The organism is Chryseobacterium sp. G0162 (assembly GCF_003815715.1).
Classification (GTDB): Bacteria; Bacteroidota; Bacteroidia; order Flavobacteriales; family Weeksellaceae; genus Chryseobacterium.
In genome coordinates this window covers 1,653,456-1,675,952 of record NZ_CP033922.1, presented here as the reverse complement: position 1 = coordinate 1,675,952, position 22,497 = coordinate 1,653,456, and the positions used below count along the sequence as shown (strand labels likewise).

The window sequence follows — 22,497 nt, the reverse complement described above, 5'->3', positions numbered from 1 at the left end:
TTGTATTAGGGTTTAGGGGATAGATTATAGGTATATATAAATTTATTTTATCTTACTACCTATCTCTAGTTAAGTATAAAATTCTTATTAGGAATATTGTCAAAAACGATCTTCAGGTTTCTTACAAACTTCTGAAGTTCAGAAATGAACGTTTCATTTTCCGTAGTTTCACCATAAGCGTAAAAGCTGGTTTCATTAATTCCGAAACCTATTTTACTTAATGTAAACATGATGAAATAAAGGAAATCTACCTCAGAATTCACATCAAGATTGTTGTAAAGGATGATTTTCTTATTATCAATGGCAAAAAATTCACACTGATTATGGTAAAGATTGATATGGATTTCCTTGTTATTCTTATTGTGGATAGAGCTTAGAAACTTTTCCCCTGAAAAATTAAAATGTACTGGTATCGCCAGCTCCTTTATTTTTTTATAATAGTGTTTAGGGAAAGTATAATAAAACTGAATATTGAATTTTTTGTTGATGGAAAGCATCAGTTCTTCTTTCTCTCTATCGGCAGGAGCGTTAAATGAGATCAAATCAAATCCGGCATCATGGTCAGAGAAACCTTCAGGCATCAATGTAAAATGATTCAGTGCAGAAATTACCTGAATTTCATCAAAACGCTGTTTGAGAAGAACTTCATCCAGCTTTTCCTCTATAAGGTTCGCGGGCGTTTCTTCTGTAACGAAATAAGATTTCTCCTCCAGAATGTTTTTGTTTTTAACAATCTGATAAATCAATCCGTCTTTGGTAAAAAGTAAATTAAGTACGTTCATATTTCAATTCCTGCAAATTTAGTGAAATTCTACCATTACCGCACCCGATTGATGGTGAAGTATTTCCTTATTATAAAAATCAATATTAACCTGGCTATCCAAAACATCCCGAACCATCCGTTGTAACGTTCCATCCCCAATTCCGTGGACGATTTCCAGCCTCTTTAAATTATTTCTTCTGCAAAATTCGATCACTTCAATCAGTTTTTCCTTTTGAATAAACAATCTTTCAAAACTATCATAATCATTAGGATTCTTTACCAAATTATGAAAATGCAGGTCTAAAACCAAATGATTTTTCTGATGTTTTTTAGAAATGATCTTTTTAGGCTCCGCTTTTTTTATTACCCGGATATTTTCATAAAGATCAGGATTCTTGGGGACGAGTTTTTCTTTAGGGTATTGATGAGTAAAGCCATATTCATCTTTGAAAACCACAATATTCCCCTTTACGGAAGTTACCACACCGTTTAAATCTTCATCCACTACAGAAACTGTATCTCCGATTTTCATTTTCTTATTTTATACTCTTGAACCAAGCTCAATCACTTCAAGATCTTTTATTTCTTCCCCATCCACTACAAAACGCATCATCGTCCTCACTTTGTGCCAACCTTGTTTTCCACAGGCTCCTGGGTTCAAGTGTAAAAGATTGTTCTTTTCATCATACATTGCTTTTAAAATATGGGAATGTCCTGAGATAAATAATTTAGGAGCTTTTTCCGCAATTTCCTTTTTGGTTAGAGGAGTATATTTTCCAGGATATCCACCAATGTGAATCATTAAAACTTCCAGTTTTTCACAGAAAAACCGGTTGATTTCAGGGAATTCAGATTGTATTTTTGAGTTATCTATATTTCCGTATACACCTTTTAAAGGTTTTATTTTTTCCAGCTGTTCAATAACGTCTATGCTTCCAAAATCTCCACAGTGCCAGACTTCATCGGCTTGGGATGCATATTCCAGAATCCGTTCATCGATATAGGAATGAGAATCGGATAGGAGAAGGATTTTTGTCATTATCTAAGGGTTCTTTGCGTAATGTTTTCGTCATATTTTTCTTTGAATATTGCAAGACGATCAGGATTTAGTTCTCCATCCTGATTGATCACTCTTTCTTTGAGTAACCACCTTACCAACTTTTCCATTCCTTTCTTGGAATTCATAAAATTGGCAATTTTTGCTAAGTCAGTAGATTCTACCCTGGTTTTTTCCGTTAGGAAGTTCAGGACAAAATAATCATCACTTACATATCTTGGCGTTTCATTATCCATGTATTTGTACATCAGTACTTCTTCATCATCTTTCATGGAGAAGAATGAATATTGCGTAAGATTGATCTTTTCTGCTTTTAAAATTTGTTTTCCATCCAGAAGAACTTTATCATCTTTAATGCTTACATCCTGCGATGAATATAAATTACAGCCCGCTATCAATAAGAAGAAAGCGAATAGTCTGTTTATTATCATTTTTTAATGTTTTAAATTACAAATATAAAGAAGCTTTACTAAAACGATTTTGATTGAATTTTATATGGCTACTTAAGGTCTAATAAGAAATATTCTTGGTTCTTCGTATGGAGTCGAGTTTTTTTTCTATGTCTGCACTGAAGACCTTTCTTAGCTTTAATCCGCTTTCAGTAAGCCTGGAAATTACAAAAGTTCCATTCATGCTGTTGTTTGAAGAAAATACAATGGCAATGGTGGTATCTGAAACTTTTTTCCAACTTCCCATATACCGTTCCATTTTTGAGGCTTTTCCTGGAAAATCTTCTTTTGTATCATAACCATTGGCTGATTTACTCAAATTTCCAATGATTTTTCCGTTTTTACTAAATTTTAAACCAGGGGTTTTGGCATCAAAAATATTCTGCTTTTCGTAAGTATAAATGTAGTCATCCAGCTTATTCAGTTTCCAGGTCTGTAAGAGAAAAGGGTCTGAGGTTTTGTCCTGGCTTTTCATAAAACCGGCTGCGAAGAATAACAACAAAAGAAATGGGATCGACTTTTTCATACTTTTAAAATGATTACACTTTAATATTGACAAAATTAAGCTTTTCAATATAAGGCTGAAAGTTTTCCGCTTACAATAAATTTGTCATAGTCATTTACTATTTTCAATAAATTCTCAAATTGAGACATTTGTTGTTTTGTTGTCATTTTTTTATTTAATTCTTAAAAACATTTTTTTTAAATCTTAAAAATTGATTCTTGCCTTGGAAATTGGTGATCGTAAAAACAGATGTATTCACTTTTTGGTGTATTAAATGGGTTTTATTTTTAATTTTAATTAACTGTTTATCAGTGTTTTGAATTGTTCATTTTCAGTATTTTAAATAATTTTTTTGATGATAAGAAAATATGTATATATTTGTCTTAATTTTTATTTAATCTAAACAAAAATAATAATGAGTGTCGGTTTATACTTATTGGAAAGCAAAAACTGGTATTATTTTGACCTTATACCAAAGTTTGATGAAGAGTTGTCAACGTTCATGAACGGTTGTTCTGAAAGTAAATTCATCCGAATTAATATTACAGGTAAAGAATCTTATTTAATTGTTCCTGTAAAGCATTTTTCTACTACCGGAGTTCATTACATAGGGAAAGACGTAGGGTATCGAGAAAAGAAAATGGGCGAAGTAGTTAAGATCAGTGCCGAAGAATCCTATAGATTTCTTACTTCTGTTTTTTACGATGGAAATATAACCTTAGAAAATCCGGAAGAGGCTTATGTTAAATTTTTCTCAGAAGAATTTAGTGAGTATTTTGACCAGGGAAATAAAATTGTAAATAGTACAGAGGCTGTTAAAGCAGGATCTATTTTTAAATTCTTTGGCTACGATAATGATAATTTATTGGAGTTTATTTCTAAGAATATTGCCTTAGAAACCAATTATGATAAGAAAGCAGCGATTATACGATGGTTTTCAGAATATACCCATTCGTTGCTAAAGACAGCAGTAGGAAAATATATTGAGGAAGGGATCATCTATAACAGCAATATCGAACATACCTTGATCCATCAGAATACTGATAAGGTAGATGTTAGTTTTGATGAATACAATCCGGATGGAGCTGCTATCAGAACTGAAAAGGCTCAGAATTTTATAAGAACCCATGTGGTTTATTACAATTTATATCCTGTTCTAAGGCATTTGGCTTATTTGGGTTCAATAGAAGAAGAAGTTCTGTATCAAATTATAGATACTGAAATTGATTCTTTGAGAGAGGTTTATGGTGATGCCATGAATTTTATTTACGAAACTATAGAAGCTAGACTTTTCCTGAAGCAGGCTTACAGTCTCAACCAGGACATCTGGAAAGAATATATCAGACAGCATAATTTCCTGATTAATCCTAAACATTATTCCAAAAAACTAATAAAGCCTGATTATGGTGAAATACTGCATAAAAGATATTTCAATAACGGGACTTTAGAAATCACTTTGAGAGCTTTTAATCCGGAAACGGATATGGAGTTCCTGCACGAGTGGTCTAATATGGAATACGCGAAGAAGTATTGGGAAATGGATGTGGATCAGCAGGAGTTCGAGGAAGCTTACATCAAACACATGGGAGTAGATTATTCTCATCCTTATATTGGACTTCTGAATGGCAATCCTATTTTTACTTTAGAACTGTATTGGGCAGTAAAAGATGAAGTGGGTAAATATTACCGTTTCAATCCGGGAGATTACGGCTTTCATATGCTTATTGCTCCTGCCAAAGAAAAAATTCCAAACTTTTCAATGAATGCACTAGCCATGTGTATGGAATATTTCTTCTCTTTCCCACAACTGACAAGAATGATAGGCGAGGCCTCTGCATCCCATAAAGGAACTCACAACCTGATTACCAAAGTAGGGTGTGAATTCAACAGGTCACTGGCCCTCCCTTATAAAACATCCAACCTGACTTTCCTTGACCGTGAGAAATTCTATGAAACCACAGAAGATATCTTTAAAAATTCGGTCCTGAAAATAAACATTACAACATAATACTTGAATACTGAAAAAGATAATTTATGAAATATGATATCATTGGTATAGGAATAGGACCATTCAATCTAAGTCTTGCTGCTTTGCTTGAAGAACATGACCTGAAAACCATATTTTTTGATAAAGCACCCAGGTTCGAATGGCACAGTGGTTTGATGATAGACAGGACAACCCTTCAGGTTCCTTTTCTGGCGGATCTGGTAACGATCGTAAATCCCAAAAGCCCTTTTACCTATATCAATTATTTAAGAGAGAAAGGTAAAATTTTCCGCTTCTGCTTTAAGGAAAGCTTTTATGTAACAAGGATGGAATATAACCTTTACTGTAAATGGGTAGCCTCACAAATTGAAAGCCTTAATTTCAGCCATACTGTTACAGAAATAGACTATAATGAAATTCATGAATGTTACGAAGTTTCAGTCATTGATCTTATTAATTGTGAAAAGAAAGTTTATCTTACCGATAAAATTGTACTAGGAGTAGGTTCAATTCCTAATGTGCCTAAAATCACAGAACGTTTCTCTAAAGAACATATTTTCCACTCTTCTGAATACTTACACAGAAAACAATATTTGAAGAAAGGCAGTACTATTACAGTATTGGGCTCCGGGCAAAGTGGAGGTGAAGTCTTTTTTGATCTTCTTACTGCCAGACCGGAATTAGACTTGAAACTAAACTGGGTAACGGCTGCGGATAGATTCTTTCCTATGGAAAATTCGAAATTCACGTATGAATTTACTTCCATGGATTATATTTCCTACTTCAACAGGCTTCCATTAAAGAAAAGAAGAGAAGTGATTAACAAACAGGATATTCTTTATAAAGGAATCAATGATGAATTGATAAGTACAATTTATGATGAACTTTATCATCAGCAGATGAAAGAAGAGCAACCACTTCCTGTTAAAATACTGACCAATAGTTTACTTGAAGAGATGTCATACGATGAAAGCTATACGCTAAATATGAGGCATTTGGAAGAAGAAAAAACGTTTTCAGTAAATACGGATTATCTTATCCTGGCTACGGGTTACCGATATGAGGTTCCCCATTTTTTACAACCTATTGAAGATCGTCTGAACAAGAGCCAAAATGACGGAACATTATTGTCTTCAGAAAACTATACGGTGGATGTCAATGACAATGAGATATTTATGCAGAACGGTTGTGTAGACTCACAAGGGATTATCACATCAGATTTAGGAATGGGGCCTTATAGAAATGCTACCATTATCAACAAAATATTAGGACACGAATATTATCCATTGGAAAAAAACATTGCTTTTCAGCATTTCGGAGCATTAGAAACTATATAAACTATGAAGCGTATATTTTTTCTGATCTCTGCATTTTCTTCCTTAGCATTGGCTGCCTGCCCAATTACCTTAGTTGTTAAAAACATCAAGAATTATAATCATGATGAAGTATATGTAGTCATTAACGGTGAAAAGAAAAAGATTTCAAAACAGGGAACTGTTGATTTTGCTGAGGTTTCTGATGGTCTTGTAAAGGTGTCTGTATTGTATCAGAATAAATCTGTTTATAATGATACAATACATATCAATTGTCAAGCACACCAGAAATACGAAATAGAGATTTCAAATGCGAACCGGATTGATGAAGTTTATATCAGAGGTAAAAAGAAACTTGAAAAATTAAAGGAAACACCGCTAAGTGTAAAAATCGTTGATATGCAGGCGGTAAAAAGCCAGGCAAACAATATTGGTGAAATACTGAATATGGCGACCGGAGTTAAGCTCCGAACTGAAGGGGGCGTTGGTTCCGCATTTCAGGTCAATCTTGGAGGGCTTCAGGGGAAAGCAGTCAGAATTTTTAGGGATGGTGTTCCCATTGAATTTTATGGACACAGCTTTAATCCTAATGTTTTGTCTCCCAATATGCTGGATAGAGTAGATGTTTACAAAGGGGTAATGCCTATATCGTTGGCATCGGACGCTTTAGGAGGCGGGATTAATTTTATCTCAAAGCCGATACAGAAAGATAACCTTGAAATATCTAATGAGATTGCGTCATTCAGTACCTATAAATCACATCTTAATGCTGTATTTATAGGGAAAAAAGACAGTTTATTTTATATAGGAACCCAGGCTAGCTATGTGTTTTCCAAAAATAATTATAAAATTCTTGGTGAAGTTATTGATACTGAAACGGCCAATCTTAAAAAAGTGGAAGCCAAAAGATTTCATGATGATACCGAAGCTTCTTATATGGAGGTTTACACTGGAGTAAGGAATAAAAGCTGGGCGAATGACTTTAGAGTAGGACTTATTTATTCTCATTTTTATAAGGAAATTCAGAATGACCTCGAAATGAGAAAACCTTACGGAGAAGCTTTCGCAAAGGAAAATAATGTGACAGGATATCTTCAGTATAAAAAAATGTTCTTTGATAGTCGTCTTAAAGTAGATTTGATGACTGCCTTTGCCAGATATAACAATTCTTTTGTGGACATCAGCAGACGAAGATACAATTGGCTGGGAGAATACACTTTCAGTAATGAAAACAGCGTTGGTGAGATCAATAAAGGGAATGATCTGAAGATGAATTACAATATGTTTCATACAAGGCTCAATGCCGCATTCAGAATCAATAATAATCATAGCCTGGAATTTGGAAATATGTATTTCTATCAAAGAAGGAAGGGAAGTGATCCTTATGGGGCTGTCAATGTATACGGAGATGATGTTCTTAAAACCCCGGCGGTTTATAACAAGAATATTGCAGCACTGGGATTGGTATCTCATTGGCTTGACCGTAAAGTAGAAACTGTACTTGGGGTAAAGAATTATTTCTTCAGTTCTAAAGGATATACTACTGATAAATATAATTTCGCATGGGATTCTGACCGGAGTAAGAATGCCTCTGGATATATGGCTGGTATAAGTTATAAGCCTAAAAACTTTATCCTGAAATTATCCTATGAAAAAGCGGTTCGTCTTCCTGATGAAACTGAAATTTTCGGAGATGGAATTTTAATCAAAGAAAATCTTGATCTGGAGCCGGAAAAAAGTGATAATGTAAATGTTGTTCTGGATTATACTTCATCGAATTATAAACTGAATACGAGTTTAAATCTCTTCTACAGAAACGTCAAAAACACCATATTCATGATACCAGATAATCCTTATGGAAGGTATCAGAACTATTATGACAACAGAATTCTTGGATTAGAGTATGAGATCAATTATCAGCCTATAAAAAATCTTCAGACAGGATTCAATTTTACCTACCAGGATATAAGGCTTAAAAACCTTTCCGGTTCTGAAAAGATCTGGGAAGATGCCCGACAGCCGAATATTCCTTACTTATTTGGGAATCATTATCTGAGAGTGAATTTTTCAGATATTCTGAAAATGAAGGATAAGGTGGAGCTGTACTACAACATTAATTATGTGCATCGTTTTCTGTTATACCCTGTACCGAAAAACCTTGAGCCGGGATTGTTTTCTAAAGCAACTATAGCTTCCAGTGACCTTCTGATTCCGAATGACGGGAGACTGGGAATGGTAGATGTAGGGGTAGGAATTACCTATTTCCTTGCAGATCCTAAGTTGGCCATTAATTTTAGCATTAATAATCTTACGAACGAAAGACTGTATGATAATTATAATGCACAGAAACCTACAAGATCATATCATTTGAAATTAACGTATACAATTTTTTAATATTATAATCATGAGAAAATCAAAATCGATTTCAATCATTTTATCTGCATTAAGCCTATTGCTTTTTACCCATTGCAGCAGCGATGACAGTATTGAAGAGCAGAAACAGCCAACCACAACAGCTAAAGACAGCTGGATCATCTATAACAGTACAGCAGGATGGGGAGGAAATATTTATTCATTCTCAGAACTGCCTCAGGGAGAACTTTCATTGGCTGATAAAAAGCCGTTCTACCAGATTGCTTATTCTGCAGGAGGGAAAGCTTTTGGAGAAAACATGTACAGATTGGGAGGAGCCGCTTCTTCAGAAGAAGGATTTTCTAAATTGACAGCAGATAATGCCGGAAATATTTCATCAAAAGGGTTTATTGCTACTCAAAATAATGGATTTGAACCTAATTATCTTGTCGTAAGTGATACAGAAGGATATTATTGGGATGGTTCCAGAGGAATGCTTAAAATCCAAACCTTTAATCCGGGAACCATGCAGCGTACAGGAGAAATTGACCTGTCTTCATTAGCGCAAACTATTGATCCTGCAGTGCTTGAACCAGGAGAAACAGCTTATCAGGCTGCCGGACAATTAATCCTAATAAAAAGAGATGATAAATTGTATCTTGATTTACAGATTGGTAAAAAAGGATCGAACTGGCAGATCAAACCTGTTGTAAAAGAAGTGGCAGTTGCAGTTTATAACCTGACTTCAAAAAAGGTGGAAAATGTTACAAAATATCCTAATACTACCAACTTGGGACTTTTCACTGACCATGTTCTATGGAGTATTGATGAGGTAACCAAAGATATTTATATGGTAGCAGCATCAGATATGAAAGCTCAGGAATCAGCATATTCATCAAAGATTTTAAGAATAAAGAACGGGCAAACTGTCTTCGATGCTGGTTTTGAAATTGATATGAAGAATTATGTACAGCCGGCAGAGTTTAACAGAATCTTCGCTTATAACAATAAAATTTATACTACCATTCCTTCAACAGGTGCATCCTATTATGCAGGAGGCCATGGGGTAAGCTACAGAAATGATATCTGGTTCTGGAACGAAATTGATGTTCAGACGAAGAAGGCTGTAAAACTGGATATTCCGGTAGATAATTTCTACAACTATCAAAACCCATTCTTGTATAAAAACAGAATCTATTTCATGTCTAATAATAAAGCTGATAACTTTTCAGGCTTAAGTTCTTATGACCCGGTTTCTAAAAACACTAAAGTTGAGTTTAAACTTAAAGGAAGCGGAAGATTAATGGGTGTGAATGTCATTTCCAAAAAATAATTTCTTTTTTGTTAGTACAATAAGATCATTTGATTTAACGACAGCCGGGAGAGTTTTCTCCCGGTTTTTTTGTGGCGATAAGGAAGGATGCGTAGGGCTGAAAGCTAGGCGTTATCATACCCCGATTATTAAAATTCAACCTGAACTACAAGCTAAGTTTCTAATAACTTCCTTTTATTTATAGTTTAAGAGTATTTCCATCTTTCATCCTTAAGCTTCCCATCATATAAATCACAATTTTATTATTCCATACTCACTTATTTACTAAATTTGGGAAAATTAAAAAAATAATGAAGCAGAAATTTTCTTTTTTCATTTTTCTTTTAACCGTAGGATTAGCAAATGCACAGGTTGAAGAGAAAAAACTGGATGATCTGATCCAAAATACTTTGAAAACTTTTGACGTTCCGGGAATGTCGGTAGGAATTGTAAAAGATGGAAAAATTACCTATTCCAAAGGATTTGGAGTACGTTCTCTTACCTCTAAACAACCAATGGATGATAGTACTTTGGTAGGCATTGCTTCCAATTCCAAAGGTTTTACCTGTGTAGCATTAGCAATTTTAGCAGATGAAGGAAAATTGAATTGGGACGATAAAGTTTCAAAATACATCCCTGAATTTCAAATGTATGATCCTTACGTTTCTCAAAATATTACGATCAAGGATCTTATTACTCACAGAGCCGGACTAGGATTAGGACAAGGAGATTTAATGTTTTTTCCGGAAGGAGGAAGCTTAACCGTTAATGATATTGTTCACAATGTGAGATACCTGAAACCAGAAAACCCTTTCAGAACAACTTTAGATTATAATAATATCATGTTCATCGTTGCCGGTGAAGTAATCCACAGAATTTCAGGATTAAGCTGGGCCGAATTTATTGAGCAGAGAATCATGAAACCAGTAGGAATGACTTCCAGCTTTGGAAGCTACAACAGAGCGAAAGCAGTAACAAATAAAATTGATGCCCACGCTCCTGTAGATGGAAAAGCGATTGCCGTTCCTCACGACTGGAACGAAACCGGAAATGCCGCCGGAGGAATCATGAGTAATATTAAAGACATGACCACCTGGGCAGAATGTTTACTGAATAATTTCACCACCAAAGACGGTAAAAAATTAGTTTCCGATAAAAATGTTCAACAGCTTTGGAGCTTACAGATTCCGGATAAAGTAGCGGCTAAAAACCCTTATGATACAAGTTTCTACGGATATGGGTTAGGTTGGTTCTTAAGTGATGTAAAAGGTCACAAACAAGTACAGCATACAGGTGGATTGATTGGAACTGTAACGCAGTTTACATTAATTCCTGATCTTAAATTAGGAATCGTGGTGTTAACCAACCAACAGTCGGGAGCAGCGTTCAATACCATTACCAATACGGTTAAAGATTCTTACCTTGGAGTGGCAGACAGAAACTGGCTGAAAACGTATGGAGACAGAATGGCAAAAGTGAATACAGAGTACGATAAACAAAAGAAAGAAGCTTTTGCAAAATCAGAAGTCTTTAAAAAGGAAAAAGGGCTTCAACCTAAAGCAGAACAGTTTACAGGAATGTACAACGATGTTTGGTTCGGTGATGTAGACATTGCCCAGCAGGGAAGTATTTACAGAATTTCATGTAAAAATTCCCCAAGATTAAAAGGAGAGTTGCTTCCTTATTCCAATAATTCATTCATCATTAAATGGGATGACAGAAGCTACGATGCTGATGCGTATATCATATTTGATTATGATGAAAACGGAAAAGCTCAATCAGCAAAATTAAAGGCAATTTCCGATGTCACAGATTTCAGCTTTGACTTTGACGATCTGGATCTGAAAAGAAAGTAGATTGTAAAATCAATGAATATTGAAGAACGGACTTTGGTTCGTTCTTTTTTATTCTTGTAGCTCTCATTGGATATATAAATAAGGCTGCTGTAACAATCCAAACTAGATTTACCCAAGGTTTCTGTGAAATCTGTGGGAGATATTACCATCCATCAAAAAAAATTGTCAACCCTTCGGAGGAGGGGAATATAAAATGTGTAAAATGAATGTAGTTTATTGGAGCAGATTGATATCCTGCTCAGTACGGGCAAGTTCTGAATTGAGATGATGTTTTTCAAAGAAATTTTTTAATTCAAGCAATCGTTTTTTGTTATCATAGGGAATACTTGAGTTGAGTTTTCTCTGGCAGAGAGAACAGGCCCTTGCATAATGAAAATCCGTTTCAGTAAGAGTATTGGTTCCATTCATTACACAATTAGCATTTAGACAATGACTGATCCCAAACATATGTCCAATTTCGTGGGAACTGATCTTCATCAATCTTGTAAGACTCTCATTAAAATTAGAATCTGTAAGATGCCCGTTGGCAAATCGATAGATTGAAGTAACACCCACTCCATTTTCATAGGATGCAAATCCAAAAACATAGTTCCATTCAGGCTTTGGAAAAAGGTCTCTTTCTGTGATTCCCATAAGTACTATAGCATCTTTTGGCTTTCTTTTCATTAAAACACTATCCAATACATATCCGGCTAATACTTGTTCTTGCTCATCCTTGAAAATTCTTTTTACAGTTTTTGGGAAAATACTGTTGGATACTATTGGTAATATTTTCGTTTCTAGTTGAAAATAAATTTTTAAATATTCTTTAGTGAATTCAATTTCTTTCTTCTGTAATTCAGTGAATCCACCAATAGGCTGAAGATAAATGGTATTTTTTCCAGGTTCCGGCTTTATCTTTTTTGACCTTTGAAAATCTTCAAATTGCTGAAATTTTTCATCATGATTATACCTCCAGCTTCCAGGTTTGGGAGTGGTAGACAGCTTTACATCATTGATGGCAATTGCTTCAAAATAGGTCTTATTTTTCTTCTGACATGAAAAAAAAAGTATAAAGACTATGACATAAAAAGGGGTAAGGGTGAATTTATATTTTCCCTGGCTCATAAAAGAACAAAAGTTTCTTTCTGGCTCCATCAAATTCAGACCAGGAATCGCAGTCTACTTCAAAACCGGCAACTCCACAGGTTGGAAAATGAAAAATATCTTCAGAAATGGAATTGGCAAAATTGGAAATACCATTATTATGAGAGAAAAGGGCAACTGAATTTACATTGTCATCCAGATCATAAATTACAGATTCAAAATTTCTTTCCGAGGGATTATATAATTTTTCATTCGTAGAACAGTTCAGTTGATACGTTTGATTAAAAATTTTACATGTATTCAGTGCACGGACTGCCGGGCTGGATACAAAATGATCGATAGAAATATTATTGTTTTTCAGGAATCTGGACATGTTCATAGCATCTACCAGGCCTTTGTCTGCCAAAGGTCTGTCAAAATCATCCGTTTCTTCTGGCCAGTCGCTCTTCGCATGTCTTACGAGGATGAGTCTCTTCATATATCTGTTTTTTGGAAGATTAAAATTATAAAAAAAAATATGGAATAAAACATGATTTACATAAAAAAACTGCGTAATGAATAAAATCAGTAAATTTTACTAAATTTGCAGACTTATGGGACAAATCCTTGCAATAGACTACGGAAAAGCCCGTTGCGGCATCGCTGTAACGGATGATATGCAGATTATAGCCAGTGGGCTGGAGACTGTTGAGAACCGTATTTTAATGGAATTTTTGAAAAAATATTTTAGTGAAAATAAGGTAGATGAAGTAGTGATTGGCCTTCCCATAGATTTGAAAGGAAATATTTCGGAGGTGGAAACCGATATTTTAAAATTCATTGAAGAATTTAAAAAAGAATTTTCGGATATTGCAGTCCATCGTTTTGATGAAAGGTTTACTTCCAAAATGGCTTCATTCTTTATTTCCCAAAGTGGAAAAAGTAAGAAGAAAAGACAAGAAAAAGGATTAATAGATAAAGTAAGTGCAACCATCATATTGCAGAATTTTTTAGAACAAAGATTAAGATGATATTACCGATAAGAGCTTTTGGGGATCCTGTTTTGAGAAAAGTGGGAAAAGATATAGAAAAAGATTACCCCGGATTACAGGAACTGATAGATAATATGTTCGAAACGATGTACAGCGCAAACGGAATTGGTCTTGCAGCGCCTCAGATCGGTTTGGATATCCGTATGTTTGTAATAGACGTTACTCCTCTTGCGGATGATGAGGATTATGAGGATATTAAGGATGAATTGGCAGAATTCAGAAAAGTATTCATCAATGCCAGAATCCTTGAAGAATCCGGTGAAGAATGGAAGTTCAATGAAGGCTGTCTGTCTATTCCGGATGTAAGAGAAGACGTGAAAAGAAAAGGGACAATCGTTATTGAATATTATGACGAAAATTTTGTGAAACATACAGAAACTTTTTCCGATATTAGAGCCCGCGTAATTCAACATGAATACGACCACATTGAAGGAATTCTGTTTACCGATCACTTAAGTGCCTTAAAGAAGAAGCTGGTAAAAGGAAAACTATCAAAGATTTCTCAGGGAGACGTAAGTATTGGTTACAAAATGAGATTTCCAAAGTAATTTAAACAAGGATTAAAAGAAACAATAAAAAGCAAAAAGCTTAACGCTGATTGCAGAATTTACAAAAAATAAAATTATGCTGTTAGAAAAAATAATTTCAATTTCTGGAAAACCAGGACTTTACAAATTAGTTTCTCAATTAAGAAACGGATTCATCATTGAAGATGTTACCAACAAGAAAAAAGTAAGCATTGGAAACTCTAGCCAAGTAAGCTTATTAGATAATATTGCAATGTTTACATTTGATAAAGAAGTTCCTTTGTTTGAAGTTTTTGAAAATGTAGCTAAAAATAATGATTATAAAGAGACGATTTCTCACAAATCTTCAGATGCAGATTTGAAAGATTTTATGTTAAGTTCTCTTCCTAATTATGATACTGAAAGAGTATATGCTTCTGATATCAAGAAATTGGCTCAGTGGTATAACATCCTTCACAAAGCAGGATATATCACTCCTGAAAGCTTCGTAAAAGCAGAGCCTGAAACTTTAGATGGTGAGCCTGCAGAAGAAGTAAGCCTAGATATTGATGCTAAAAAAGCTGCTCCAAAAGCAGAAAAGCCGGCTGCTCCAAAAGTAAAAGCTACTTCAGCTGCAAAATCAGCTCCTAAAAGCACACACAGAAAACAAGGATAATTCAATTCTGAATTAACAATACAAAGCCTTGTCAGGAATTTTCTTGACAAGGCTTTTTTATTACCCGAAAACCTAACAGGTTTCGGAAACCTATTAGGTTTAAACCATCACGAACCCCGGATCCCGAAACTTTAATTCTTAACGTTTGTAATGGTGTCTGAATAACCCTTACCTTTGTATAAGATTGAATTTCCAATTACTATGAATACAAAACAGGAAAAATTAGAAGCTTTCGGGAGATTACTGGATATAATGGATGATTTACGTGAGAAATGCCCATGGGATCAGAAGCAGACGCTACAGTCTCTTAGACATCTTACCCTTGAAGAAACCTATGAACTTTCCGATGCTATTTTACAGGATGATTTGCAGGAGATTAAAAAAGAATTGGGAGATGTACTGCTTCATCTGGTTTTTTATTCTAAAATAGGATCAGAAAAAGAAAGTTTTGATATTGCCGATGTAATTAATTCCCTTAATGAAAAACTAATTTTCCGTCATCCTCATATCTATGGAGATACTGAAGTGAAGGATGAAGAGGAAGTGAAGCAGAATTGGGAGAAATTAAAACTAAAAGAAGGAAACAAATCTATTTTAGGAGGTGTTCCGAAAAGTCTTCCAAGCTTAGTAAAAGCGTATAGAATTCAGGATAAAGTAAAAGGGATTGGTTTTGAATTTCATGACGCGGAAGATGCCTGGAAAAAGGTAGATGAAGAGATTCAGGAATTCCATGCGGAAACAGATGTAGAGAAAAAAGAGCAGGAGTTGGGAGATGTATTTTTTTCGTTAATTAACTATGCAAGAATTTCAGGAATCAATCCGGATTCTGCACTGGAAAAGACCAATATTAAATTTATTTCAAGATTCCAGAAGATGGAAGGTCTGGCCGAAGAACAGGACTTAAAACTTGCAGATATGTCTTTGGAAGAAATGGATGTTCTTTGGGAAAAGGCCAAACAGTTATCATAAATTCGAGGTTGGAACAATTAATGCTACCTATATTCAGTTAAAAAAAATAAAAAATACATATGCTACGTTTTCTTATACTTCCTGCCATATTTCTATTGAGCTGCAATCCAAAAGCACAGAATTCACCTGCTCAGAGTAGCGATCTGAAACCACAATTTTCTTTACCTAAAAAATTAAAGGAAGTTTCCGGTATTACGCTGTCTAAGGATAAAAAAACAATCTGGGTAATAGAAGACAGAGGAAATAAAAATGCGGTATATGGGCTTAGTGATCGTGGACAAATGATGGCTAAAGTTCCGGTTGAAAATGCTGAAAACACAGACTGGGAAGATATTATATCCGATGCCCAGGGAAATATCTATATCGGTGACTTTGGCAATAATGATAATGACCGAAAGGATCTGGCAATTTTAAAAACAGATCTGAAAGATATTACTCAAACCACTACAAAAGTTGTTCAAACGACTAAGTTTCACTATGAAGGGCAAACAGAATTTCCACCCAAAAAATCCAACCTTCTGTATGACTGTGAAGCTTTTGTAGAGATGGACGGCAATTTCTATCTTTTCACGAAGAACAGAAGCAAAGGTTTTGACGGAACATTTCTTGTATTTAAGGTTCCTAATAAAGAAGGGAACTTTGAGGCCAAACTGATTGGGAAATTAAAGCTACAGGGCGGATATAATGATGCGGCTATTACTTCAGCAACCATCAACAGTACCAAGGATAAAATTGTTCTGCTAACGCACAAAAATGTGCATGTTCTTACAGGATTTAATGCTGATGATTTCAGTGGTGTAAAGATCAATAAGATTCCTTTACATCATAATTCACAGAAGGAAGCGATTGTATTTCTTAATGATCAGACTTTAGTGATTGCAGATGAAAAAGGGAAAGATGAAGGCGGGAATGTATATCAGTTTTCTCTTAAACCATAATCTAAGTACAGCAATATTAATGATGTGAAAGTCTATTGCAGTATTTTCACAGCAAAATAATACATCAACTAAAAACCACAGATCATTCTGTGGTTTTTATATGTAATAGTAAAGCTTTTATTCTTTTTTAGAAGGGCGGATTTTACGGTACAATGCCTCTAATTCTTTGGGAGGGTTGCCCGAATCAAAATTGGCAGAATTATAGGTAGTTCCGTTACTTGTTATCATAATATTAGCTATCATAGCCTGGTCAGAATGTCGTCCTGTAGTAGGAGACTGTAATGTTGATATTTTGGATAAATCAATAGCAGCAGCCTGCTGTGCGATATATTCCCATTCGGAAGGAGATAGAGGAGAGGTATTTTCCTCCCCATTAAAAGAGGTGGTTTTAGACTTAGGAGTGAGGGTGATCGTTGTTTGAAAACCTCTGGTTTGTTCTGTTAATTCTACTTTTTCAATTTTTGCCTGTTGTGTGTTTACAGTTAAATTTTTTTCAATGTTTCCATTTTTGCTTTGGTTCTGACAATGAATACTTGATAAAACTAAAATAATATTAAATGAAATAATGAGTGTCTTCATTGGAGGTGCTTTTTTAATGATTATGTATTTTGTGATTTGCTGATGAGCTAAAATATAAAAACGATATGTAATGCTAAACTATTATGTATGTTAAAAAAATAAAACTCAGGGATTTCCCTGAGTTTTTTATTGATTCATATTTTATTTAAAATTTCATTCCTATCCCGGCAGAAATTCGGCCGCCATCTGAGCCATAGAAATAATTGAGTCTGGCAGACATCATTTCCACAATGCTTAGCCAGACACCAGCGCCTACAGACTGATGCCATTTTCTGGAATATTCACCGTCATTCCATACACGGCCGATATCATACCCAACAAGAATTCCCAGATTGGCAGGAACAATATTGTTTCTGATTCTTCCAAAATCCCAACGGATCTCCGAATTATTGGTAAAATATGATCTTCCAGAGAATCTTTCATTTCTGAACGCTCTCATTCTATTATTACCTCCGATGGCTGCAGCCTGATAGAACTCAAAACTATCATTGTTGATCCACATGGCATTGCTGGCATTGGCAAATACGAAAATTCCCTTTTTATCAATTCTGTGGTCAATAGCGAATCTTCCTTTTACCGTCAGGAAATTTCTGTTGAAATTGGAAAAAGTAGCTTTCCAGTCGGCATTCAGCATCAATTCCATTCCCAGGGTTGGAAAAGCGGGATTGTCTGCATTTTTATAACTGAAAGTATAATTAGCCCCTAAGAATTGTTGGCTGTCAAATACTTCAGGCCTTACATCCGGGGAAGTGTTGATAAAACGCCCGTCTTTTCTCTGTACTTTATTATCTTCAAAAGTAAGCTGGAGTTGATGGTTAAAGTTCATCCAGCCTTTCTTTGAGATGGAAGGAGCAACATTAAACTTAGAAATTCTTGCCCTGTTGTATTCTCTTTCCGTATTTTCTTTATCATAAGGACTGTCGTTGGAAAGCCCAAAGAAGTTCTGGGAAAACCTCGGAGTGGTATATGCTGCATCAATATTAAAATCCCATCCTGAAATTGCCTTCTTGAAAATTCCTTTATAAATAAGGCTGAACCCTGCAGTAGCAGTATAAAAGTTGGCTTTTAAACTATGCTTTTGGGTAAAGGGATCACGGATGAAATTATTCATCGTATAATTAGCTAAAACACCAATAATAACCCCGTCATCAGGGTTATAATCAATATTCGGATATCCTGCGAAAGCATTGTACTTCGGATGCTTGTAATTATAAGTATTTATTTCATAATCATCCGCAATATTTTTAGTAGCATTTCCTGCATTATAAGTGTTTTTTTGAGACTCGAAGTCGTAGATCTTTACTTTCCTTCCGTCTGCCACATTATATACATCATGATTATATCCACCAATTAGCCTGATGTTCATTTTGGGACGCCCTTTTCCTACTACTTCATAAATATCATCATCTTCTAACCCGTAGATCCAAAGTTCTTTTGTTTTTGAATCATGATAAGTCTTTTCAAAAACCAGTTCGTTTTTATCTTTGTGTTTACCTAATTTATATTGTTGTACAAGAACAGAATGACCATTTTTGGTAATCACAAATTTATCAGGTCCTATAGTTCCGGCCAAAGGAACTTTTTCCTGTAGTACATTGTAATACTCGGATGCGTATGTCTGTAATTTTGTTTTTCTTATTTTCAGTTTTCGCTGAATATCAGCGATGGTCTCATCCTGAACTTCTTTAGGAAGATTGTGGAAGGCATCATCAATATCAGCGTCTGTTAAATGTTCCTGGATATATTTAGCCTGGGCTTCCCATTCTTCCTGGGTAGCACCTTTTAAAAAGACAAGATCCATTGGATAAGGTTCCATAGCCAGCCATTTCACACTGCTGATATCTTCCGTGAAGGTTTTCATGTGACGGATGGCCGGAACATTCATAATAATTTTAAAGGCCGCGCCGTCATATTTACTGAAAGCCTGATCTCTATCCTTTGGAATCGGTTTATAGATAATTTTATCTCCTTCTTCATATTGTGCCCATTTCCATTGATCTGAATGTCTGTCCCAGTCACCAATCAGCATATCAAACAACCTTGCTCTGATGTAAGACTCTTTGTCTACAGAATATTTGTAATTCTTGGTTAAGTTTTTCAGGACATCATCAGTAGAAACGATATCTTTTGCATGATTAAGGTAAGCCAGTGTCTTAGGGTCTGAAGAAAAACGTTCCTCAATCATATACATTTCATCCCCGTAGTTTTGATTATACTTTCCTAAAGCCTGTTGCTTGGGAATATAATATAACTTAGGATTGCTATGGAAAATATTCAGTTTTTCTGACATATTTCCTATGGTAAAGGGTGTGAAAGGATGGTTGGTAGTATAAAAGTCTAAAAGAAACTTCTCCGGAAAGCTATTGGTAAGTTCTTCACTCAAAGTACTCCTTGTGAAAGCCATATTATTAAGAAACCTAACCGCGCTTTTTTTCACTCCACGCATTACAAATTCCTGCCCGTCATTTGCTTTTAGTCTTAAGCTGTTGGATTGGTTTCCGCCTCCTTCTCTGAATGGGGTATAACCACCATCCAGCTCTGAAAGATTGGCTGTAGGGGCTTCAATAGACATCCCGTAGTATTTTCTGTAATGATCTCCCCAAAGCCATCGGTAGAACCCTCCTTTCTGCGTAAGCGGTACCGGATAGATGGTTGAAGACACTGTAGCCGGGAATGTATTGGGAAAATTATTCACAAATACATCTGGTTTGGATATGACAGATATTTGTGACAATTTCTGCAGCTTAGCATCCTTTGTGGAAAAAAACTCCACATCGGTACTCTGATCTTTTCTGATATTGAGGACAGCGAAGCCACTTCCCCCGTATGAAAAGTCTGTTTTTTCAGTAATGGTAGATGGATTTGTTTTGGAACCTGCACCACTGATGATCTGTCGTATGTTTCCCTCTTCATGATATTGTAAGTTGTGATCGTGACCGGAAACGAAGATCACATTTTCTTTATCCTGAACTATACTCTTCAGCCTGTTGGCTAGTTCTGCATAATGTTGATTGTTTATATCCGCAGGACTTATCCCCGAAGAGCTTCTGAGTATATTGATGGCGCTGGCAACTCCGGGAACCGGGATTTTACTGTTAAGAGGAAAAAGGTGCGATTTTGCCGAATGAAACCCTGCATGGGTTCCGCTGCTTATGATGGGATGATGTAAAGCTATAATGATTCTTTTACCCTGATTTTTGATGATAAGATCTTTAAATTCGGTATAAAAATCTTCACGGGTTTTGATGGTACAGCCTTTATTAATCCCAGGATAGTTATCCCAGTTTGTAATAGCCCATTCCGTATCAATGGCGATCAGTTTAATATCTTTGGTAATGCTGATATCATCAATAGGACATCCGTTTTTGGGTAAAAATGCTTTTTTATCATCGAAGTATTTTTTCACCAATGATTCCTGAGCATTTAATCCACTTAAACCACTGTACCAATCATGATTTCCAGGGATGACAAGGGTTTTTCCTTTAAAATTTTTAGTAATGGTAAACTGATCCTCTAGTTTTTGTTTTGCTAAAGCATAGCCTTTATCCGATTCTTTAGGCATTCCGTTGGGATAGATATTATCTCCGAGAAAGATAAGCATTGAATTACTGTCTGCAGAATCAAGTTTGTTTTTAAGTAAATTCAGTGTTTTTTGTGCCTGAGGTTCATCTGCGTTTCCGGCATCTCCAATCAGGAAAAGTTTAAAATCATTTTCAGATTTTATTTCAGAATCTTTTACTTCAAATAAGTTTTTGCCTTTTTGTACGTTATATGTTGCGCAGGAATACATGACTCCGGCGGACATTACTGTTCTCAGAACAATAGAAGTATTTTTTAGATGAGTTTTAAAGGATAAATTCATAAATTTACAATAACAAAAATTCAGGAATGAGCATTCTAGACAAAGCTAAAAATTATGTTGAAATCTTATTCAAAGATAAGTTATCTTCAGTATATTTTTATCATAATTTTATTCATACTGCCTATACGGTCAATAAGGCTGAGGAGATTATGAAGCATACCCCTGTTTCTGAAGAAGATCAGGAAAAAGTACTTGTGGCCTTGTGGTTTCATGATACGGGATATATAGAATGTGCCATGAATCATGAAGAAAGGGGAGTGGAGATCATGAAAAACTTTCTTCACCAGGAAAATTATCCGGAAAGCTATATTGCAGATGTGGAGAAATTGATTTTAGCGACTAAAATTACCTATGTACCTCAGAATTTATTGGAAAAAATTGTAAAAGATGCTGATTTCAGTCATTTTGCAGGTCATGACTATAATGATATTTCTGATGCTTTAAGAAAGGAATGGGAACTTACCAATGTAAGATGTTTTTCCAATGAAGAATGGAATGCCGGAAATCTTGATATGCTTAAAAACAAGCATACTTATTATACGGATTATGCCCAGGAAAATTGGGAACCTTTAAAAAAGAAAAATATCAAGAAGATTGAAAAGAAGCTGGAAAAAGAAGATGAAAAGAAAGCCAGCGCGGATAATAAAGATAATAAATCTGACAACAAAAAAGATAAAGAAAAGTCTGACAGAAGTGTAGATACTTTATTTAGAGTAACGCTGAACAATCATACAAGGTTAAGTGATATTGCAGACAGTAAGGCTAATATCCTACTTTCTGTTAATGCGATCATTATTTCAGTATGCCTTTCTGTGTTGGTTCCAAAATTGGATGCGCCTAAAAACTCTCATCTGATCCTTCCGAGTTTTATTTTATTGTTATCTAGTGTACTGACAATTATATTTGCGATCCTTTCTACAAAACCGAATGTAACAAAAACTACATTTACCTCTCAGGATATTGCCAATAGAAAAGTAAATCTGTTATTCTTTGGAAACTTCCAACAGATGCTTTTTGACGATTATCATAACGCGATGAGAGATCTGATCAAAGACAGGGATTATATTTATGATTCTATGGTAAAAGACCTGTATTATTTGGGGAAAGTTCTTGACAGAAAGTATAAGCTTTTATCTATAACTTATAAAATCTTTATGGCTGGGATTATTATTTCTGTGCTATCTTTTGGATTTGCATTCCTTAGTCTGTAAAAAATATAAATAACGATATTCAGCCAATTTTAATATTGGTGATTT

At 35.0% G+C, this 22,497-nt stretch carries 20 protein-coding genes; 11 read left to right on the top strand and 9 right to left on the bottom strand.

Features of this window, described 5'->3' with window-relative positions:
• Window positions 1–65 precede the first annotated feature (65 nt).
• From EG344_RS07765 to EG344_RS07745, 5 genes are all read right to left on the bottom strand, one after another.
• The gene (locus tag EG344_RS07765; protein ID WP_123908977.1) at window positions 66–782 is read right to left on the bottom strand and encodes a DUF3822 family protein; all 717 of its coding nucleotides are present in this window, start codon (window positions 780–782) and stop codon (window positions 66–68) included.
• Window positions 783–800: 18 nt separating this feature from the next.
• Window positions 801–1,295: a Smr/MutS family protein gene (locus EG344_RS07760; protein ID WP_123908976.1), complete on the bottom strand. Its 495-nt coding sequence runs from the start codon at window positions 1,293–1,295 to the stop codon at window positions 801–803.
• Between the two features lie 9 nt (window positions 1,296–1,304).
• Window positions 1,305–1,802: a metallophosphoesterase family protein gene (locus tag EG344_RS07755; protein ID WP_123908975.1), complete on the bottom strand. Its 498-nt coding sequence runs from the start codon at window positions 1,800–1,802 to the stop codon at window positions 1,305–1,307.
• Window positions 1,802–2,251: a hypothetical protein gene (locus EG344_RS07750; RefSeq protein ID WP_123908974.1), complete on the bottom strand. Its 450-nt coding sequence runs from the start codon at window positions 2,249–2,251 to the stop codon at window positions 1,802–1,804. The genes EG344_RS07755 and EG344_RS07750 overlap by 1 nt, the downstream gene beginning before the upstream one ends.
• A gap of 79 nt (window positions 2,252–2,330) precedes the next feature.
• Complete coding sequence (locus EG344_RS07745; protein WP_123908973.1) at window positions 2,331–2,795, bottom strand: hypothetical protein; 465 nt, start codon at window positions 2,793–2,795, stop codon at window positions 2,331–2,333.
• 394 nt (window positions 2,796–3,189) lie between these two features.
• Between EG344_RS07745 and EG344_RS07740 the strand changes: the two genes are divergently transcribed.
• The 5 genes from EG344_RS07740 (at window position 3,190) to EG344_RS07720 (ending at window position 11,594) form a co-directional block, all read left to right on the top strand.
• Window positions 3,190–4,782, top strand: a complete 1,593-nt coding sequence (locus EG344_RS07740; protein ID WP_123908972.1) for a GNAT family N-acetyltransferase — start codon at window positions 3,190–3,192, stop codon at window positions 4,780–4,782.
• Window positions 4,783–4,808: 26 nt separating this feature from the next.
• A complete protein-coding gene (locus EG344_RS07735) occupies window positions 4,809–6,098 on the top strand; it encodes a lysine N(6)-hydroxylase/L-ornithine N(5)-oxygenase family protein (RefSeq protein WP_123908971.1) in 1,290 nt (429 codons plus the stop codon).
• 3 nt (window positions 6,099–6,101) lie between these two features.
• Window positions 6,102–8,468 (top strand): TonB-dependent receptor, encoded by a 2,367-nt coding sequence (locus EG344_RS07730; RefSeq protein ID WP_123908970.1) that lies wholly within the window; start codon window positions 6,102–6,104, stop codon window positions 8,466–8,468.
• A gap of 10 nt (window positions 8,469–8,478) precedes the next feature.
• Window positions 8,479–9,759 (top strand): hypothetical protein, encoded by a 1,281-nt coding sequence (locus tag EG344_RS07725; RefSeq protein WP_123859030.1) that lies wholly within the window; start codon window positions 8,479–8,481, stop codon window positions 9,757–9,759.
• 290 nt (window positions 9,760–10,049) lie between these two features.
• Entirely contained in the window at window positions 10,050–11,594 is a 1,545-nt protein-coding gene (locus tag EG344_RS07720; protein ID WP_123908969.1) for a serine hydrolase, read from the top strand.
• Between the two features lie 213 nt (window positions 11,595–11,807).
• Here EG344_RS07720 and EG344_RS07715 read toward each other — a convergent pair whose 3' ends face one another.
• Together EG344_RS07715 and EG344_RS07710 are read right to left on the bottom strand one after the other, a co-directional pair.
• A complete protein-coding gene (locus tag EG344_RS07715) occupies window positions 11,808–12,701 on the bottom strand; it encodes an archaemetzincin (protein ID WP_123908968.1) in 894 nt (297 codons plus the stop codon).
• Window positions 12,682–13,158, bottom strand: a complete 477-nt coding sequence (locus EG344_RS07710; RefSeq protein ID WP_123908967.1) for a SixA phosphatase family protein — start codon at window positions 13,156–13,158, stop codon at window positions 12,682–12,684. Before EG344_RS07710 ends, EG344_RS07715 begins: the two co-directional genes overlap by 20 nt.
• 115 nt (window positions 13,159–13,273) lie before the next feature.
• On the opposite strand from EG344_RS07710, the gene ruvX reads away from it, so the two are divergent.
• The 5 genes from ruvX (at window position 13,274) to EG344_RS07685 (ending at window position 16,800) form a co-directional block, all read left to right on the top strand.
• A complete protein-coding gene (gene ruvX / locus EG344_RS07705) occupies window positions 13,274–13,690 on the top strand; it encodes a Holliday junction resolvase RuvX (protein ID WP_123908966.1) in 417 nt (138 codons plus the stop codon).
• A complete protein-coding gene (gene def, locus EG344_RS07700; RefSeq protein WP_123908965.1) occupies window positions 13,687–14,259 on the top strand; it encodes a peptide deformylase in 573 nt (190 codons plus the stop codon). Before ruvX ends, def begins: the two co-directional genes overlap by 4 nt.
• Window positions 14,260–14,335: 76 nt before the next feature.
• Window positions 14,336–14,893 (top strand): DUF5606 domain-containing protein, encoded by a 558-nt coding sequence (locus EG344_RS07695; RefSeq protein WP_123908964.1) that lies wholly within the window; start codon window positions 14,336–14,338, stop codon window positions 14,891–14,893.
• Between the two features lie 201 nt (window positions 14,894–15,094).
• The gene (gene mazG, locus EG344_RS07690; protein ID WP_123908963.1) at window positions 15,095–15,862 is read left to right on the top strand and encodes a nucleoside triphosphate pyrophosphohydrolase; all 768 of its coding nucleotides are present in this window, start codon (window positions 15,095–15,097) and stop codon (window positions 15,860–15,862) included.
• Window positions 15,863–15,921: 59 nt separating this feature from the next.
• Entirely contained in the window at window positions 15,922–16,800 is an 879-nt protein-coding gene (locus tag EG344_RS07685; protein ID WP_123908962.1) for a hypothetical protein, read from the top strand.
• Window positions 16,801–16,917: 117 nt separating this feature from the next.
• On the opposite strand, the gene EG344_RS07680 is transcribed toward EG344_RS07685, so the two are convergent.
• Together EG344_RS07680 and EG344_RS07675 are read right to left on the bottom strand one after the other, a co-directional pair.
• Window positions 16,918–17,379 carry a hypothetical protein gene (locus EG344_RS07680; protein WP_123908961.1) on the bottom strand — a complete coding sequence of 154 codons (462 nt, stop codon included), beginning with the start codon at window positions 17,377–17,379 and terminating at the stop codon, window positions 16,918–16,920.
• A 145-nt stretch (window positions 17,380–17,524) separates the two neighbouring features.
• Entirely contained in the window at window positions 17,525–21,241 is a 3,717-nt protein-coding gene (locus EG344_RS07675) for a metallophosphoesterase (protein WP_123908960.1), read from the bottom strand.
• Between the two features lie 26 nt (window positions 21,242–21,267).
• On the opposite strand from EG344_RS07675, the gene EG344_RS07670 reads away from it, so the two are divergent.
• Window positions 21,268–22,452: a Pycsar system effector family protein gene (locus EG344_RS07670; protein ID WP_123908959.1), complete on the top strand. Its 1,185-nt coding sequence runs from the start codon at window positions 21,268–21,270 to the stop codon at window positions 22,450–22,452.
• Window positions 22,453–22,497 lie beyond the last annotated feature (45 nt).

Coding starts and splice junctions, on each gene's coding strand:
- ruvX (WP_123908966.1), top strand. CDS start 13,274: ATGGGACAAATCCTTGCAATAGACTACGGAAAAGCCCGTTGCGGCATC.
- EG344_RS07740 (WP_123908972.1), top strand. CDS start 3,190: ATGAGTGTCGGTTTATACTTATTGGAAAGCAAAAACTGGTATTATTTT.
- EG344_RS07765 (WP_123908977.1), bottom strand. CDS start 782: ATGAACGTACTTAATTTACTTTTTACCAAAGACGGATTGATTTATCAG.
- EG344_RS07760 (WP_123908976.1), bottom strand. CDS start 1,295: ATGAAAATCGGAGATACAGTTTCTGTAGTGGATGAAGATTTAAACGGT.
- EG344_RS07670 (WP_123908959.1), top strand. CDS start 21,268: ATGAGCATTCTAGACAAAGCTAAAAATTATGTTGAAATCTTATTCAAA.
- EG344_RS07715 (WP_123908968.1), bottom strand. CDS start 12,701: ATGAGCCAGGGAAAATATAAATTCACCCTTACCCCTTTTTATGTCATA.
- mazG (WP_123908963.1), top strand. CDS start 15,095: ATGAATACAAAACAGGAAAAATTAGAAGCTTTCGGGAGATTACTGGAT.
- EG344_RS07710 (WP_123908967.1), bottom strand. CDS start 13,158: ATGAAGAGACTCATCCTCGTAAGACATGCGAAGAGCGACTGGCCAGAA.
- EG344_RS07750 (WP_123908974.1), bottom strand. CDS start 2,251: ATGATAATAAACAGACTATTCGCTTTCTTCTTATTGATAGCGGGCTGT.
- EG344_RS07680 (WP_123908961.1), bottom strand. CDS start 17,379: ATGAAGACACTCATTATTTCATTTAATATTATTTTAGTTTTATCAAGT.
- EG344_RS07725 (WP_123859030.1), top strand. CDS start 8,479: ATGAGAAAATCAAAATCGATTTCAATCATTTTATCTGCATTAAGCCTA.
- EG344_RS07730 (WP_123908970.1), top strand. CDS start 6,102: ATGAAGCGTATATTTTTTCTGATCTCTGCATTTTCTTCCTTAGCATTG.
- EG344_RS07735 (WP_123908971.1), top strand. CDS start 4,809: ATGAAATATGATATCATTGGTATAGGAATAGGACCATTCAATCTAAGT.
- EG344_RS07695 (WP_123908964.1), top strand. CDS start 14,336: ATGCTGTTAGAAAAAATAATTTCAATTTCTGGAAAACCAGGACTTTAC.
- EG344_RS07720 (WP_123908969.1), top strand. CDS start 10,050: ATGAAGCAGAAATTTTCTTTTTTCATTTTTCTTTTAACCGTAGGATTA.
- EG344_RS07685 (WP_123908962.1), top strand. CDS start 15,922: ATGCTACGTTTTCTTATACTTCCTGCCATATTTCTATTGAGCTGCAAT.
- EG344_RS07675 (WP_123908960.1), bottom strand. CDS start 21,241: ATGAATTTATCCTTTAAAACTCATCTAAAAAATACTTCTATTGTTCTG.
- def (WP_123908965.1), top strand. CDS start 13,687: ATGATATTACCGATAAGAGCTTTTGGGGATCCTGTTTTGAGAAAAGTG.
- EG344_RS07755 (WP_123908975.1), bottom strand. CDS start 1,802: ATGACAAAAATCCTTCTCCTATCCGATTCTCATTCCTATATCGATGAA.
- EG344_RS07745 (WP_123908973.1), bottom strand. CDS start 2,795: ATGAAAAAGTCGATCCCATTTCTTTTGTTGTTATTCTTCGCAGCCGGT.